The following is a 15,845-nucleotide window of genomic DNA, read 5'->3' on the forward strand; positions in this document are numbered from 1 at the left end:
CCCCCAACATCGTGACAAGCCACTAGCGAGCGCCCCTGATGACCGCCTCCCCGACCTCCATTCTCGACACCATCGGCAACACCCCGCTGTTGCCGCTTCGGCATGTCGTGCCCGCCAACAGCGCGCGCACCTTCGTGAAGCTCGAAACGCAGAACCCCACCGGCAGCATGAAAGACCGCATGGCGCTTGCCATGATCGAAGCCCCCGAGTCGGATGGACGGTTGCCGCCGGGCGGTGCCGTCGTCGAGTACACGGGCGGTAGCACCGGCGTGTCGTTGGCCCTCATTTGCGCGGTCAAGAAGCATCCGCTGCATATCGTGACGTCGGACGCGTTCTCGAAGGAAAAGCTCGATCACATGCGCCTGCTCGGCGCCCGGCTCACGCTGATTCCCAGCGACAACGGCAAGCAGACCGAACGGCTGACGAAGGACATGATTCGTGAAGCCCATCGAATTGCCGAGCAGACCGGCGCGTATCTCACGGCACAAATGGAGAACACCGACCAACTGCATGCCTACACGCTGATGGCCGATGAAATCTGGACACAGACTGGCGGACGCATCGACGGCTTCGTGCAAAGCGTCGGTACGGCGGCGTCATTGCGCGGTATCGCCGAGTCGCTGCGTCAGCGCGACGCCAACATTCGTGTCGTTGCCGTGGAACCCGCAGAGTCGGCGGTGCTGTCGGGTGGCCCCTCGGGTGCGCATAAGATCGACGGCATCGGCGCTGGATACGTCGTACCGCTCTGGCGCGACGGTATCGCCAATCACATCGAGCGCGTGTCGACCGACGAGGCCAAGGCCATGGCATTTCGACTGGCGGCGGAGGAAGGGTTGTTCTGCGGCACGTCCACCGGTGCGAACGTGACGGCGGCCTTGCGACTTGCCGAGCAACTCGGACCAGACGCTACCGTCGTCACCGTTATGTGCGATACCGGCATGAAGTACCTGAAGACATTTGCCGAGCACCTGACGCCGTGAAGCCGGTGCCCGTCTCGGTCATGACGGGCGTGTGCGAGTGAAGCGCTGTTCGGTGACCTCGGTTCCCCACTGCGCCCCGGAAGACTCGGACGTGAGCTGGAAGCCGAACGACTCGTAGAGATGACGTGCGGCGTCCAGCCCTTTGAACGTCCACAGATAGGTTTCACGGTAGTGGGCATCGACGAACTGCATCGCTTGCGACATCAGTTGGCGCCCAATGCCGGTGCCGCGCAGCGCGTCGTCGACGATAAACCATCGCAAGTGCGCCACGCCGGTGGCGAGGTCGCCATCGATGGCCAGCGACGCCAGCGTTCGGCCATGCTCGACGCAAAGCCAGATGGCCTTGCCATCGGCGGGCAAGTCCCCGGCAAACGCGGCCAGTTCGGTGGCCACCCGCTTCTCGAAGTACGCGCCAAAGCCCCAGTGTTCTGCATAGAACCGTGCGTGCAGGCTTGCAATATCGCCGACACAGCCGGGAACGTACCCCTGCTGCACGGCAGGCGCGTCGGCGTGCTTAGCGCTGATTTCCATGGTTCATCTTCGGTTTAGTTGCGTTTCGCAACAATATAGTTGCACATTACAACTTCATCAAGCCTGAAATTCATCTGAACGTGCGAAGTGATGGGTCGCGTTTGATGGAGAATTGTCGCGTTTTGTCGACAGGCCGTCACAACGCGCGAGAACCCACTACACTGCTGGCCGAAGCTGCCCCCTCGTCCTGCGCCTGCCCCTATCTCGAACATGCCCACCCGGATTCTTCTCGTCGAAGACGACGCTCGCCTCTCGGCGCTGGTCGCCGGCTACATGCAAAAGCACGGCTATCAAGTCGATACCGTGCTCGATGGCGCACGGGCGGTGCAGGCCATCGTCAAACGCCGCCCCGACCTGGTTATTCTCGATGTGAACCTGCCCGGCAAGGACGGTTTTCAGGTGTGCCGCGAGGCTCGCGAGCACTATGACGGCATCGTCATCATGGTGACCGCGCGCGATGAGGAGTTCGACGAAGTGCTGGGGCTCGAACTGGGTGCGGACGATTACGTGCATAAGCCCGTGCAACCGCGCGTATTGCTCGCGCGCATCAAGGCGCAACTGCGCCGTAACGTGCAGCGGCCATCCTCGGCAGCGCAGCCGGAATCGATCACCTTCGGCAAATTCAAGATCGACCGTGGCAACCGCACCGTGACGCTGCCCAACGGCACGACACCCGACCTCACGTCGGCGGAGTTCGATTTGCTGTGGGCACTGGCGCGCTCCGCCGGACAGGTCGTCACACGCGACGATCTGGTGCGACAACTGCGCGGCGTGGAATTCGATGGAGTCGACCGATCGGTCGATGGCGGCATTTACAAGTTGCGCCGCAAACTGGGCGACGACACCACACCGCCGCAGCGCATTCTGACCGTGCGGGGCAAGGGCTATCAGCTCAACAAGTCGGACTGGGATTGACACCGGGACTCACCATGCGCGGCCGACCTTTCCAGCCTTACCGCTACTGCCGACTCCGGTGGCAACGCTTTCGCCGCTCGTGGACCGACACCCGCGCCGACCGGCGCCCCAGTTGGTCGCGTCTCTACGTGCGCACCTACACGCGCATGTTGTCGCTGTGCCTACTGGTGCTTGCGGTACCGGCAGCGCTTCTGTTGATCAGCCAGCCCCGCGAGTGGCTTCACGAACATCTGCTTACGGCACGGTTTCTCGTGCCCTGCATTCTCTCCACACTGGCGTTACCCGCATTCGTCGCCTATCGGTGGATGCGTCCGGTCTGGGTCGATCTGGTGATGGTGCGAGAGCGGGCCATCGACTTTAGCGGCGGACGGTTTCACACGCGGGCGCGCGAATCCTATAGCGTGATCATCGGGCCACTCGCCAGAACGCTAAACGCGCTGGCCGAGCGCATGGAGAAGTTGATTGCCACGCAGCGCGACCTGACTAACGGCATTTCGCATGAGCTGCGCACGCCGCTGGCACGACTGCGCTTTGCGCTCGAAATTCTGCGCGATCCGTCCTCCCCTGCGGATGCCTGTCAGCAAGCGCTCGAGAGTATCGATCAGGACGTGACAGAACTCGACGAGTTGATCGACATGAGCCTCACGTTCGCACGTCTGGAATACAGCTCGCTACAGTCGCACGTCGAAGCCACCTCGGTGGCGAACTGGTTCGCAGCACAGGTGCAGGACGCCACGCTGCTGTACGCCGACCGAGAAATCACGCTGGAAACCGAGTTAGACACCTCGTTGCAGGTCGTGATGGACAAGCGACTGATGTCCTACGCGATGCGCAATTTGCTACGCAACGCCAGCCGCTACGCCACGTCGCGCATTGTCGTGGGGCTGCTGCTGCGCCACGGCAACGTGGAGATTTATGTGGAAGACGATGGCCCCGGTATTCCTGAGAGCGAACGCAAGCGGATCTTCGACGCGTTCGTACGTCTGGACCGAAGAACGGGCGGCTATGGGTTGGGCCTCGCCATCACCGAGCAGGTCTTGCGTGCGCACAACGGCCGAGTAATGGCGACCGACCCGGTGACATTAGGCGGCGCACGCTTCGAGATGAGCTGGCCCGCCGTGACGCGATAGCCCCGGCGCACTCGACTCGCAGAACGCTCACGACGCCATAAACCCGCCGTCCGCCGCCAGCACGTGGCCGACGATAAACGACGCCTCGTCCGACGCGAGCCACACAACAGCTTCGGCGACTTCATCGGGCTGCCCCATCCGTCGCAGCGGCAGCCCGGCGGCAACGGCCGACATGTCCGCAATGCCGGACGCCAGCATCATGTCCGTCACCACGCGCCCCGGTGCAACTGCATTGATGCGAATGCCGCGTGGCGCGCATTCCATTGCTGCGGAGCGCATCAAAGAGATGACCGCCGCCTTGGACGCCGAATAGAGCGCCAGCCCCGGATTCGGATTGCGCTGCCCGCTCACCGACGCGTTGATGACGATGCGCCCGCCACCTTGAGCCTCCATGGCGGGGACTTGATGCTTCAGACAAAGGAAAACCGAGCGAACGTTGGCGTCGAAAACGGTGTCGTAGACGGCGGCGTCCTGTGCTTCAAGGGGTGCCCGCCGCTCCTGATACCCGGCATTGTTGAACGCGACATCGAGGCGTCCGAACTGCGCGAGGGTCGTGCCGACGAGATGCGCCACGTCGGCTTCGCGCGTCACATCGGTCTTCACGTACAACGCCTGTGCACCCGCAGCGCGACATTGTTCGGCAACGGCCTCGCCCTCCTGTTCACGGCGGCCCGCGATGACCACCGCTGCGGCACCTTCACTGGCCATTAGCAGGGCGGTGGCCCGGCCAATGCCGCTGCCGCCGCCGGTGACTAGCGCCACGCGCCCGGCCATGCGGTTTCGCCCTGAAACGGCACGCGTCGGCTCTATCGACGTTTCCATGTCTTTCCCCTGAACGTTGCAACGCACATACGCCCCGGTGTCCGCGGCGGAAATCGATAGCCATAGACACGCATTAGTTGTATCGTACAACATTATTTTCAAACATCCACCGGAAATCAAAAATGTCGGATCTCGACACGGCATTGATCGATGCCATCCGCGCGGCGTCGCGCAAAATGGTTCGCGAACTGGGCTTCATGCGCACGACGTTGGCGGGTACGGAGTATTCGCCCTCGGCCGTTCACGCGATGATGGAAATTGGTACGCGTCAGTCGCTGACGGCGGCTGAGCTCGCCGAGTTCTTGAATCTGGAAAAATCCACCATCAGCCGGATGGTTCGCAAACTGATCGAAGCCGGGGAATTGAAAGAGACCGTGAGCCGTGGCGACGCGCGCGCCAAATTGCTGTCGCTGACACCGCGCGGCAAACGCACGGTCGCGGCCATTCATGCCTTTGGCAGACAACAAGTCACGAATGCGCTGGCGAAGTTATCACTCGAACAACAGCAGGCCGTAGTGGCGGGTTTGACCGCGTATGCGCAGGCGCTGGAAGATCACCGGGTGGACATGCCTAAGGCCCCATGAGCTTCGTGGCGTCTTAGGAGGTTTGGGAGGCTTCGGTGGCATACTGGTGGTCACCTTTGGCATCCGCTTCCCGCTCCCCGATGACCCACACGCCTCCCGAACCCGACGATACTAGTGCCGGTACCCTGCTGCACTACAACACAAACGCGGAAGACTTCCGCGAAGGCACGCGCGATCACGACGTGACGCAAAACATGTCGGCGCTGTTGCGTCACATCACTGCCACGCCGCCGTTGACGATTCTCGATTTCGGTTGCGGTCCGGGGCGCGATCTCAAGGCATTCACCGCGATGGGCCATCGCGCGATCGGCCTCGACGGCGCCGAGCGCTTCGTTGCCATGGCACGCGAAGACAGTGGCTGCGAAGTGTGGCATCAAGATTTTCTTCACCTCGATTTGCCCGCCGCGCATTTCGACGGCATTTTCGCCAACGCCGTACTGTTCCACGTCCCGAGTCAGGCGTTGCCGCGCGTGCTGCGCCAACTCCATGCGACGCTCAAACCCGGCGGCGTGCTGTTCAGCTCCAACCCACGCGGCACGAATCAGGAAGGCTGGCATCACGGCCGCTATGGTGCGTTTCATGACTTCGAAACGTGGCGCAGCTACGTGGTCGATGCCGGTTTCGTCGAACTTGAACACTACTACCGCCCTACCGGATTGCCGCGCGAGCAGCAGCCATGGCTCGCGAGCGTGTGGCGAAAGCCGGTCGCCTGAAGCACGGACTCCCTCTTCCCGAACCCACGCCCTGTTGCCCCTATACTGGGGCACTTGGAGAATTCAATGGCTGATCACGACAAGCTGCATCCGCTACGTCCGTTTCTGAAGAATTGGGTTTGGGAGCATGGTCGAATCGGCACTCGCTATTTGGACTGCGCCGACGGCGAGGTGAAGTTCGACGAAGGTAAGAAGTCGCACTTTGCCGCGGAAGATTATCTTTACGTGCCGCTCGACAAGAACGCCGTCGATGATGCATCGGTGCAAGGGCCAGCCATTCAAGAGGCCGGACTTGCCCGCTTTCTGAAAGCCGCCCAGTTGGGTAAGCCTGAAGAAGCAGGCTCCGCAGCGGAAGTGCAGCGCGCTGTCGCGGATTGCCTCGCCCTCGGGTTGTTCAGCGCCTATCAAAAGCCCGCCCGCGAGGCCGTCGCGCGCTATTCCGAAGAGGCGATGTTCGACGATGAAATTCGCGCCGCCGTCGTCGCCGACATCCGCCGCCTTTATTCAGGCATGAGCGAACAGTTGGCGCTGTACGACTTTAGTGTGCTTTACGGTCTGCCCTCGCCATTGCTCATCGGCGATGCCCCCTTCATCGACTGGCGCGTGTGCACGAGCCCCGGGCTGCCGTTCGTTTCGCTGCCGTTGGGGCCACACTGCCTGCTCGTCGGCGCGGCATCGGGCAGAAAGAGCAAGACAGCGCCGGTCGTCTGGAAAGCGGCTGCCGCCATGGGGCCGTTGAAGGATCACAACCGTCATATCGTCGAGCAAGCACACCTGTGGCTCGTGGCCACCACCGACGACCCACTGGTCGCCGTGCAAAGCCGTTTTGCGAAGGCCGAAGGCGCGAAGTCCTGAGCGACGCGCGGCTTGGTAGCTTTGAATGTTTCAGTACGTCATCGAACACCTCTCTGTGTAGATTTGGCGCCGCACGGCGCCCGTTAGAACGCTGGTGCTTGCGCACCGGCATTTGACAACAGGAGCGAGCGCAATGGCAGAAACTCTCATCAAGGTCGACCTGAAGCAGTCCGCGTTTGAGAACGAGCAGGTGCATAACCGATGGCACCCCGACATTCCGATGGCGTGTTGGGTGAAGCCCGGCGACGATTTCATTTTGGAGACGTACGACTGGACCGGCGGCTTCATCAAAAACGATGACAGTGCAGACGACGTGCGCGATATCGATCTGTCGATCGTGCACTTTCTGTCGGGCCCGGTGGGCGTGCGCGGCGCAGAGCCCGGCGATTTGCTCGTCGTCGACCTGTTGGACATCGGCGCGAAGGCCGACAGTCAGTGGGGCTTCAATGGCTTCTTCTCGAAAACGAATGGTGGCGGCTTTCTGACCGATCACTTTCCGCACGCACAAAAATCGATCTGGGATTTCCACGGGCTGTACACGAGTTCTCGTCATATTCCGGGTGTCAATTTTGCGGGGCTGATTCACCCGGGCCTGATCGGTTGTCTGCCGGATCCGAAACTGCTTGAAACATGGAACGCGCGTGAGACCGGGCTGATCGCAACGGCGCCCGAGCGCGTGCCACCGTTGGCCAATCCGCCATTTGCTGCGACGGCGCATATGGGGAAATTGTCGGGAGCGGCTCGCGAGAAAGCGGCAGCGATGGGCGCACGGACCGTGCCACCGCGCGAACATGGCGGTAATTGCGACATCAAGGATTTGTCGCGCGGCTCGAAAGTATTCTTCCCCGTGTATGTCGATGGCGCTGGCCTCTCGGTAGGCGACCTCCATTTCAGTCAGGGCGACGGGGAAATCACGTTCTGCGGCGCGATTGAAATGGCCGGTTGGGTGCACATGCGCGTGAACATCATCAAGGGCGGCATGGCGAAGTACGGCATTCGCAACCCGGTGTTCCAGCCCAGCCCGATCACGCCCGCATACAACGACTATCTGATTTTCGAAGGCATCTCGGTCGACGAGCACGGCGGCCAGCACTATCTCGACGTAACGGTAGCCTATCGTCAGGCGTGCCTTAACGCGATCGAGTATCTGAAGAAGTTCGGGTATTCGGGGTCGCAGGCGTATTCGATCCTCGGCTGCGCCCCGGTACAGGGGCATATCAGCGGCGTGGTGGATATTCCGAATGCCTGTGCAACGCTCTGGCTGCCGACGCAAATCTTCGACTTCGATATTCGTCCGAACGCGGACGGCCCGGTGAAGCACGTGAAGGGCAGTGTCGATATGCCGTGTTCGCCCGATCTTGTGAAGTCCTGACACGTCGCATCGAACGGAGAACGACATGCCGATATACGACTTCGAATGCGGGGACTGCGGACCGTTCACGGTGATGAGGCGGATCGCAGATCGCGATGCGCCGTGTCATTGTCCGGACTGCGGAAGCGAAGGCTCGCGAATCATTACGGCGCCATCGCTGGCATTGATGGGCGGTGCCAGCCGTACGGCGCATGCCACCAATGAGCGCGCGGCTAACGCACCACGTCAGTCCGGCGATGGATCGGCGCGCACGCATCGGGCCGGATGCCAATGCTGTACGGGCGGCAAGGTGACGTTGGCGGGCGCTAGCCAAGGTGCGTCAGGCGGTCTCAAACAGCCTGGCGGACGGCCTTGGATGATCAGTCATTAGCGAGACCGAAATCACGTTGTTTGTCATGCAAGAACCCCATGGGCCGTGACGGCCTGTGGGGCTTTTTTCTGGATAAGCGTCTCAGCAAGGAAATGCGTACGCAATGAACTCGAGGATCGTCCGCCTTGCGGCCAGTACCGTTCTGACGGCTATCGCTGGCATGCTGATCGCAGCGTGTGCATCGAATGCCACCCGCGACGCACGCGTCGCCCCTTCACTGAACGACGGCCGCAGTGGCGTCATCGCCTTCGCATCGGTGACACCGCTCAGCACCGGCGATTTTCTCGCGAATTACGCCAGCAACGAAAAGACGGTTATCGAAGGGACTTTGACGTTCCCCGAGAACGCGCCGTCTTTGGTGCCCGCCGTGATCATTCTGCACGGTAGCAGTGGCGTGAATCCGGGCGAGCGGGTGTGGGCACAGCGCATGAACGCGCTAGGCTATGCCAGCTTCATCGTGGATAGCTTTACCGGGCGCGGCATCCGTAACACCGAGAAAGATCAGACGCAGCTTTCGATGGCCGCCGACGTTGCCGACGCATATGCCGCGCTGCGCTTGCTTGCGACGGACCCGCGTATCGACAAGCGGCGAATCGCTGTCATGGGCTTTTCACGCGGAGGTTTCGCCGCGCTCTATTCGTCATTGGCGCCGTTTCAACAGACAGCGACGCATGGCGATCTCCGCTTTGCCGCACACGTGGCGTTCTATCCGTCCTGCGGTATTTCGTATGACGCTGCACGTCTCGACGGCGCCCCCATCCTGATGCTCGTCGGCGGCAAAGACAACTACACGCCTGCTGCGCCGTGCGTGTCGTATGCAGACACGTTGCGTGCGAAAGGCGTGCATGTCGTGGTCAAGGAGTATCCGAATGCGTATCACGCGTTCGACCGGCCAACGGCCCTGCGCTCGGTGCCGCTGGCGACCAGCGGGCGAGAATGTCACGGCGTGTTCGATCTCGACAGCCGCAAGCTCACGATGATTCGCGACGGCCAGACGCTGACCGGTGCGGCAGCCACTGCCGAATCGAAAAGCTGCCTGACACGCGGTGTCACGATGGGCGGCGATGCCCAAGGCCGCGAGGAAGCGCCCGGCGACGTTGCGGCATTTCTGCGCGCCGCCTTCTCTGCTGGCGAGTAGTCGCAATCCATCAAGCGCATGCCCCCGGCTGGACATACCGACATTGAAGGCAGGCTAACAAGCCGCCGCCACAGTTGCACCCATTTCGGCAGTGCCCACGCGCTGCATGCCGGGCTCCCAGATGTCCGGCGTGCGCAAGCCGGACGCGAGCACGCGCGCCACCGCCGCTTCAACACGTGCGGCCTCGTCGGGAAGTCTCAGCGAATGCCGCAACATCAGCGCCGCCGAGAGAATCGTCGCCAGCGGATTGGCAATGTCTTTCCCCGCGATATCCGGGGCTGAGCCGTGCGACGGTTCATACAGCCCTTTGCCATGGGCATCGAGCGACGCTGACGGCAGCATGCCGATCGAGCCGGTCAGCATCGCGGCTTGGTCAGACAGAATGTCGCCGAACAGATTGCCCGTGACAATGACGTCGAAGGCCTTGGGCGCACGGACTAATTGCATCGCGGCGTTGTCGATGTACATATGGGTCAATTCGACATCGGGATAGTCTTTCGCCACGGCGTTCATGGTGTTGCGCCAGAACTGCGATGTCTCCAGCACGTTGGCCTTGTCGACGCTGCACAGCCGCTTGCCACGCGAGCGCGCGGCACGAAACGCGACATGAGCCACGCGTGTGATCTCCGATGTGCTGTAACGCATGGTGTCATACCCTTCCTGCTCGCCTTCGAACTCGCCATCCGGGGCGGTGCGCACGCCACGGGGTTTGCCGAAGTACACGTCGCCGGTCAGGTCGCGGATGATGAGCAAGTCGAGCCCGGACACGACTTCCGCCTTGAGCGTGGATGCGCCGGTGAGCGCCGGGTAAAGCACGACAGGACGCAGATTTGCAAAGAGGCCCAGATGCTTGCGCAATCCCAGAATGGCTTGCTCTGGACGAAGCGAGCGCTCCAACGTGTCGTACCGAAAATCGCCCACGGCACCGAGCAGAATCGCATCGGCTGAGCGCGCTAACGCCAGTGTCGCTTCGGGTAATGGGTGGCCGCTCGCCGCATAGCCTGCGCCACCGACCGGCGCCTCGTCGAAAATGAAATCGCAGTCGAGCGCTTTGAGCACGTTGACTGCCTGCGCGGTGATCTCCGGGCCAATGCCGTCGCCGGGAAGGACTGCAATGTGATGTGCCATTTGACGTCGCCTGTTGTCGTGGGAACGTCGTCAGCATAGGGATATCGTGCGAACGCAGATAGTTGTCTGCTTATCCCGGTACAAGAACTGCTAGGTCGTTCGGTCCCGGTTGAGATTACGTCGTCCATCCAGCAAGGCATGGATGGGGAGAGCGCGAGATACACTACGTCCATCCTCCCCGCGCCTCCTGAAACCATGGCCTCTCGCGAACGCCGTAGCGCCCCGTCCACGGATGTGCAAGACCCCGCCTTGCTGCGCCGGTTGCTGCGCGCCAAGGACCGGATGGACGCCGCGTCGCACGAGGCATGGCCGGTCGAGCGGCTTGCCGCTGTCAGCGGTACGTCGACGGCCCACTTCGCGCGGTCGTTCAAGCAGGCGTTCGGTCTGCCGCCACATCGCTATCTGCTCACGCGGCGTATCGAGCAAGCCAATACGCTGTTGCGAGACACCGAGCTCAGCATCACGGAGATTGCTTACGCCACCGGCTGGGAAAGCCTTGGCACCTTTGGTCGCATCTTTCGTGACATCACCGGCATGAGCCCGGGGGAAATGCGCCGCGAGGCGAAAGCCAGCACGCCGCCGCTCGCCCACGTCCCCGCCTGCATCTTGAAGGCCGCCCAACGGCCCGATCTCAACATCGCAGTTTTGGAGAAGCGCCGCCGCATGGCCGACGATAAAGTCAGTCCATTACCCGCGCAAACCAAGGAGGACTTATGAACCAAGGCATCAATGTGGTGGGCCTGTACGTCGACGATCAAGACGCGGCGCTCGCGTTCTACGTCGAGAAACTCGGCTTTCGCGTGCACACGGACGTGCGCAACGGACCGTACCGATGGCTGACCGTCCAGCATCCGGATCAACCATCGTTCCAACTCGGCTTGTTCACTCCCGGTCCGCCGATTCACGATGAAGCGACCGCCCAGACGTTGCGGGCGATGGTTGCTAAAGGCGCCATGCCGCCGCTGGTGCTACACGTGGCGGACTGCCACGAGACCTACAAAAGGTGGAAAGCCAACGGCGTCGAATTCACGCAGGAACCGGTCGAACGCTACGGCAGCATCGATGCAGGTTTCCGTGATCCGGCAGGCAATGGATGGAAGATGATTCAGGCACCGCGCGGCGCGTCGTAAGCGCTGCCGCGACAGTTATCCGAGGAACGTGACGAATGTGCAACGACGACCGCACCAAAATCATCCACGCCAAGACGGCAGAATCCGCCGCCATGGTGGCGAACGTCAGGCGAGCCATGGCGATCACCGCACGGCTCAACCGTTTGACGTTCGACGACGCGGATGAGGTGCGGTCGTTGTTCAGCGAACTGATCGGCAAGAAGGTGGATGACAGCTTCTTGCTGATCCCGCCGTTTTATACCGCTGGCGGCGATGAGATGCATATCGGCCGCAATGTCTTCGTCAATCAGAACTGCACATTTCACGACCTCGGTGGGCTCCACATCGGCGATGACGTGATGATCGGCCCGAATGTGAGCCTCATCACCACGAGCCATCCGCTCGATCCTGCATCGCGGCGATCGACGACGATCGGCAAGCCCATCTCCATCGGCAAAGGCGTGTGGATCGCGGCGGGCGCGATCGTCATCGGTGGCGTGACCGTTGGCGAGAACGCCGTCATCGCCGCGGGTGCCGTCGTCACCAAGGACGTGCCGCCCGGCACGCTTGTCGGCGGCAATCCGGCGCGGATCATTCGGTCGATCGACGAAGGCTGACTCAGTGCAGCATCGCTTGTGCGATTCCGGCCGCCGCGCATAAGACAACGACCACTAACGGCGGAACCCTCCAGCGTGCCAGCAGAAGAAAGCCAGCCACCGCGATTCCAACGTCCAGTGTCGACACGATGGCACTTGTCCAAACCGGGTTGTATAGCGCGGCAGCGAGCAATCCCACGACAGCCGCATTGACGCCTGCGAGCAGCGCCGCCATCGAGGGCCGGGCGCGCAGGGTTTGCCAGAAGGGAAGCGCAGCAAGCACCAGCAAAAAGCCGGGAAGAAAGATGCCTACCGTGGCGAGTGTCGCACCTGTCCAATGGTTCGGCGCGTCGGCGTTCATCCACCCGAGAAACGCGGCGAACGAGAACAACGGACCGGGGACCGCCTGCGCAGCACCATATCCCGCCAGGAAATCGTTTGGCGAGATCCAACCCGTTGCGACGGTCTGCTGTTGCAGCAATGGAAGTACGACATGACCGCCACCGAAGACCAACGCGCCAGATCGATAGAAAGCGTCGAATACCTTGAGCGCCCCTCCGGCCTCGTGTTCAGTCAACACGGGAAGCCCGAACAACAAGACGCCGAAGAGAATCAACGCCAGGACACCCACGGTGCGCGAGACCCGAACCTCGTGCGTGAGGACGGACGAACGTCCAACGCCGCTTGAGGATGCCTCCCTGCACAGCAAAAGCCCGAGCCCAGCACCCAGCGCGATGATGACGAGTTGCGCATAGTCGGTCGTCAACACACTAACCACGACAACAGCAATCAACGCGATCCCGGCCCGCTGGCGATCCGGACACAGATGCCTCGCCATATCCCACACCGCCTGCGCCACGACGGCGACAGCGACCAACTTCAATCCATGGATTAGCCCAACCCCGACCGGACCGCTCAAGTCAGGCGCGAGCGCTGCGAATCCGATGAGTAGCAAGACCGAAGGCAGCGTGAAACCCACCCACGCCGCGAGGCCACCGAGCCAGCCTGCTCGCACCAACCCTATCGAGAAGCCGAGCTGACTGCTCGCCGGACCCGGCAGGAACTGACAAAGCCCGACGAGATCGGTGAAGGTCGCATCATCGAGCCAGCGCCGCCGCTCGACGAACTCACGTCGGAAATACCCCAGATGGGCGATAGGACCGCCAAAAGACGTCAGCCCAAGCTTGAGAAACGCGATGAAGACTTCCATCAATACGTCCGCCCCAACTGGAAGTAGAAGTTATTGCGGCCACCCGGTGCGAACGCAACACCGAGATAGATCGGGCCGAACGACGTGGTCAGTGCCGTGAACGCCGTAATGCTTCGCCGCAGCGTGCCGCTACCGAAACTCGCATCGCCGCCCCACACGTTGCCCGCTTCGAGACTGAGCCCCACAAACAGTCGCCGGATCGGCGATGCCGAGAACGTCGCCAGTTGGTTCATGTACGTCACCTGACTGTAGAACATCGAATTCCCGGCCAACTGGTCCGCCGCGTAGGCCGACAGATGCTGGAACCCGCCCAAGGTGAAACCAAACGGGTTCGTGGGATTCACGCCGCCGAAGTTGTTACCGGCTTCCACGCTGGCGTTGACGCTATGCCGCCCGTAACTCGCCGCCACCAGCGCTTTGCCATACACCTCGGTGTAACTATCGTCGCCCGCAAACAGCGAGCGCTCCGCGCGCAACTCCAGAAAGTAGCCCTTGCGCACGAATTGAGGATCGTCCAACTGGTCGATCACGAGCTTGGCACGTGCGCTGAGCTGGCGGCCATAGATATCCGGAAACAGCAGGTCGCGCGCTGCCACGTCCTCATCGAGGGGAATGTTGTACTGCGGCGTCGCCGTGCCATGCGCGTAGGCAATCCCTAACCGGAAGTCGCCCAGATGCGATATCGGGAAGCCGACATCGAGACCGGCACGCTCGGTCGTCAGTCGGTATCGCGTGAGTTTGATATCCCCCGATTCGTCGTAGACGTTCGCGTGCCGGCGCTGCAAGTCGACATACGGCGCGATGTACGGGCCCCACGCATTCGCCAGTGGCTGCCGAAGCTCCATATGCAGATCGGCTTGATCGCTACCTACCGTGGCGTCGACGCGGGCTTCGAGTCCACTGTCGGTTAGCCACGGGCGACGGTATCCGACGTGCAGGCGGAAATTGCCCTCTTCTTTCGTCGTCGCTGACAGACCCAGCCCGAAGAGCAGGAAGTTCGGCCCCCAGCGCTTCTCCTGCGCAGTGACCACGAGCTTGTGCTGCCCGTTGTCGTCGACGATTTGCTGCGTCACGCTCTCGAAATCGTCTTCGTTGGTCAGCGCTTGCAGGTCTTTATTGATACGCGCCGGATCGTAGACATCCCCCTCCTGCACATGAATTGCCGCTCTGATCTTCTCGGGCGGCACCACGCCGCGTGACTGGATTTCGATTTTTGCAATGCGCACCGTCTGCGCCGCGGGAATTTCATGGCGCGCGCGCCACGCGGCATAGGCCGTTGGCGATAAAGCGAGCCGCTGCAATTGCGGTAACGCCGCACGCGTGGCCGCCGCGCCGGCGTCGATGGCGCTCGCTGCACTCTGGAAGTCGGTGAAGGTCAGGCGGCCCAAGTCGGGCTGAATCAGCACATCGCCGCTGTGCAACTGGTCGCGCTGGCGAGCCACGTTTTGGCGAATCAAGATGCCGATCATCTGCTGCATCACGTCCGCCGGTGACGACAGCGCGTCGAGCGGGCGCAGCGGCGAACCGATATCGACGGCAATCACGATATCGGCGCCCATCTCGCGCACGGTTTCGATCGGCAAGTTGCTGGTAATGCCGCCGTCGATCAGCGTGCGGCCGTCGACATCCGTTGGCGAGAACAGCCCCGGCAGCGCCATACTCGCGCGAATGGCCTGCGGTAACGACCCGTGGTCGAGCACCACCATCTGGCCGGTGCGCAAGTCGGTGGCGATCGCACGAAAAGGAATGGGCAGACTGTCGAAGGTGACCTTGCCCGTGATGGTGGGCGTCCACTCCTGAAGCAAAGCTTGCAGACGGTTGCCGTGCACCAGCCCGGACGGCAACTGGAAGCCGTTGTTGCCGAAACCTAGCGAGAAGCTGTCGACGTAATAGCGCTCGTCTTCGCGCAGCGACTGCGGCAGGTCGCTACGATCCACCACGTCGAACGCCACGTCGGCCAGATTCACGTTCTCGAGCCGATGGCGCATGTCTTTCGTGTCGAGCCCGCTCGCGTATAAACCACCGACCACCGCCCCCATGCTGGCCGCGGCAATGCAGTCGACCGGGATGTGGTTCTTTTCAAGCACCTCCAGCACGCCCAGATGCGCATAGCCTCTGGCGCCGCCGCCCGAGAGCACAAGGCCGATGGACGGGCGCGTGGGGTCGCTGCCTTCGGCACGGCAAGCTTTGGCCTGTGCCGCACCAGGCAAGGCCAGCGCGAGGACGCCCGTCGCGAGGGCTGCCAGCAGGCCAGCGCCGACGCGACCGATCCGCCCCCTATCGCGTCGGGAAGGTGTGCTGTGACGGCTCATCGATGACAAGGTTTCCTAAAAACCGCAAGGTTACCCGTTTCCCCTTTCGACGAAGGGACGATGAAACGTCAGATACCCCG

General features: G+C 62.1%; 16 protein-coding genes and 1 pseudogene. 12 read left to right on the top strand and 5 right to left on the bottom strand.

The features are described 5' to 3' along the window. The first annotated feature begins 38 nt into the window (after positions 1-38). The gene (locus tag ACPWR9_RS01900; RefSeq protein WP_426312647.1) at positions 39-980 is read left to right on the top strand and encodes a PLP-dependent cysteine synthase family protein; all 942 of its coding nucleotides are present in this window, start codon (positions 39-41) and stop codon (positions 978-980) included. An 18-nt stretch (positions 981-998) separates the two neighbouring features. On the opposite strand, the pseudogene ACPWR9_RS01905 reads toward ACPWR9_RS01900, so the two are convergent. Further along, positions 999-1,502: pseudogene (locus tag ACPWR9_RS01905) on the bottom strand (GNAT family N-acetyltransferase); the annotation flags it as partial. A gap of 219 nt (positions 1,503-1,721) precedes the next feature. On the opposite strand from ACPWR9_RS01905, the gene ACPWR9_RS01910 reads away from it, so the two are divergent. Both ACPWR9_RS01910 and ACPWR9_RS01915 read left to right on the top strand, forming a co-directional pair. Continuing rightward, complete coding sequence (locus tag ACPWR9_RS01910) at positions 1,722-2,426, top strand: response regulator (protein ID WP_426312649.1); 705 nt, start codon at positions 1,722-1,724, stop codon at positions 2,424-2,426. Positions 2,427-2,440: 14 nt separating this feature from the next. Next, positions 2,441-3,556, top strand: a complete 1,116-nt coding sequence (locus ACPWR9_RS01915; RefSeq protein WP_426312650.1) for an ATP-binding protein — start codon at positions 2,441-2,443, stop codon at positions 3,554-3,556. A 27-nt stretch (positions 3,557-3,583) separates the two neighbouring features. On the opposite strand, the gene ACPWR9_RS01920 is transcribed toward ACPWR9_RS01915, so the two are convergent. Beyond that, positions 3,584-4,378 carry an SDR family NAD(P)-dependent oxidoreductase gene (locus tag ACPWR9_RS01920; protein ID WP_426312652.1) on the bottom strand — a complete coding sequence of 265 codons (795 nt, stop codon included), beginning with the start codon at positions 4,376-4,378 and terminating at the stop codon, positions 3,584-3,586. Positions 4,379-4,455: 77 nt separating this feature from the next. Here ACPWR9_RS01920 and ACPWR9_RS01925 point away from each other — a divergent pair, with 77 nt between their 5' ends. The 6 genes from ACPWR9_RS01925 (at position 4,456) to ACPWR9_RS01950 (ending at position 9,410) form a co-directional block, all read left to right on the top strand. Beyond that, positions 4,456-4,962: a MarR family winged helix-turn-helix transcriptional regulator gene (locus ACPWR9_RS01925; protein WP_426312653.1), complete on the top strand. Its 507-nt coding sequence runs from the start codon at positions 4,456-4,458 to the stop codon at positions 4,960-4,962. 80 nt (positions 4,963-5,042) lie between these two features. Continuing rightward, positions 5,043-5,675, top strand: a complete 633-nt coding sequence (locus ACPWR9_RS01930) for a class I SAM-dependent methyltransferase (RefSeq protein ID WP_426312654.1) — start codon at positions 5,043-5,045, stop codon at positions 5,673-5,675. Positions 5,676-5,741: 66 nt separating this feature from the next. Beyond that, positions 5,742-6,530 carry a hypothetical protein gene (locus ACPWR9_RS01935; protein ID WP_426312655.1) on the top strand — a complete coding sequence of 263 codons (789 nt, stop codon included), beginning with the start codon at positions 5,742-5,744 and terminating at the stop codon, positions 6,528-6,530. Between the two features lie 133 nt (positions 6,531-6,663). Beyond that, the gene (fmdA, locus tag ACPWR9_RS01940) at positions 6,664-7,902 is read left to right on the top strand and encodes a formamidase (protein WP_426312657.1); all 1,239 of its coding nucleotides are present in this window, start codon (positions 6,664-6,666) and stop codon (positions 7,900-7,902) included. A gap of 25 nt (positions 7,903-7,927) precedes the next feature. Then, positions 7,928-8,272: an FmdB family zinc ribbon protein gene (locus tag ACPWR9_RS01945; protein ID WP_426312659.1), complete on the top strand. Its 345-nt coding sequence runs from the start codon at positions 7,928-7,930 to the stop codon at positions 8,270-8,272. A 103-nt stretch (positions 8,273-8,375) separates the two neighbouring features. Beyond that, the gene (locus ACPWR9_RS01950) at positions 8,376-9,410 is read left to right on the top strand and encodes a dienelactone hydrolase family protein (RefSeq protein WP_426312661.1); all 1,035 of its coding nucleotides are present in this window, start codon (positions 8,376-8,378) and stop codon (positions 9,408-9,410) included. A 54-nt stretch (positions 9,411-9,464) separates the two neighbouring features. Here ACPWR9_RS01950 and leuB read toward each other — a convergent pair whose 3' ends face one another. Next, positions 9,465-10,538: a 3-isopropylmalate dehydrogenase gene (gene leuB, locus ACPWR9_RS01955; protein WP_426312662.1), complete on the bottom strand. Its 1,074-nt coding sequence runs from the start codon at positions 10,536-10,538 to the stop codon at positions 9,465-9,467. A gap of 195 nt (positions 10,539-10,733) precedes the next feature. Here leuB and ACPWR9_RS01960 point away from each other — a divergent pair, with 195 nt between their 5' ends. Genes ACPWR9_RS01960 through ACPWR9_RS01970 form a run of 3 tightly spaced genes read left to right on the top strand, consistent with a single transcriptional unit; the run spans position 10,734 to position 12,264 of the window. Further along, on the top strand, positions 10,734-11,255 hold the full coding sequence (locus tag ACPWR9_RS01960; protein WP_426312664.1) for a helix-turn-helix domain-containing protein: 522 nt from the start codon (positions 10,734-10,736) through the stop codon (positions 11,253-11,255). After that, positions 11,252-11,668 carry a VOC family protein gene (locus tag ACPWR9_RS01965; protein WP_426312666.1) on the top strand — a complete coding sequence of 139 codons (417 nt, stop codon included), beginning with the start codon at positions 11,252-11,254 and terminating at the stop codon, positions 11,666-11,668. The genes ACPWR9_RS01960 and ACPWR9_RS01965 overlap by 4 nt, the downstream gene beginning before the upstream one ends. A 35-nt stretch (positions 11,669-11,703) precedes the next feature. Next, positions 11,704-12,264: a sugar O-acetyltransferase gene (locus ACPWR9_RS01970; protein WP_426312667.1), complete on the top strand. Its 561-nt coding sequence runs from the start codon at positions 11,704-11,706 to the stop codon at positions 12,262-12,264. Position 12,265: 1 nt separating this feature from the next. Here the strand turns inward: ACPWR9_RS01970 and chrA are convergent, their stop codons facing one another. Both chrA and ACPWR9_RS01980 read right to left on the bottom strand, forming a co-directional pair. Further along, positions 12,266-13,453: a chromate efflux transporter gene (gene chrA / locus ACPWR9_RS01975; RefSeq protein ID WP_426312669.1), complete on the bottom strand. Its 1,188-nt coding sequence runs from the start codon at positions 13,451-13,453 to the stop codon at positions 12,266-12,268. After that, positions 13,453-15,765, bottom strand: a complete 2,313-nt coding sequence (locus tag ACPWR9_RS01980; protein ID WP_426312671.1) for a patatin-like phospholipase family protein — start codon at positions 15,763-15,765, stop codon at positions 13,453-13,455. The genes chrA and ACPWR9_RS01980 overlap by 1 nt, the downstream gene beginning before the upstream one ends. Positions 15,766-15,845: the final 80 nt, after the last annotated feature.

This window comes from Pandoraea pneumonica (assembly GCF_049918595.1).
GTDB lineage: Bacteria > Pseudomonadota > Gammaproteobacteria > Burkholderiales > Burkholderiaceae > Pandoraea > Pandoraea pneumonica_A.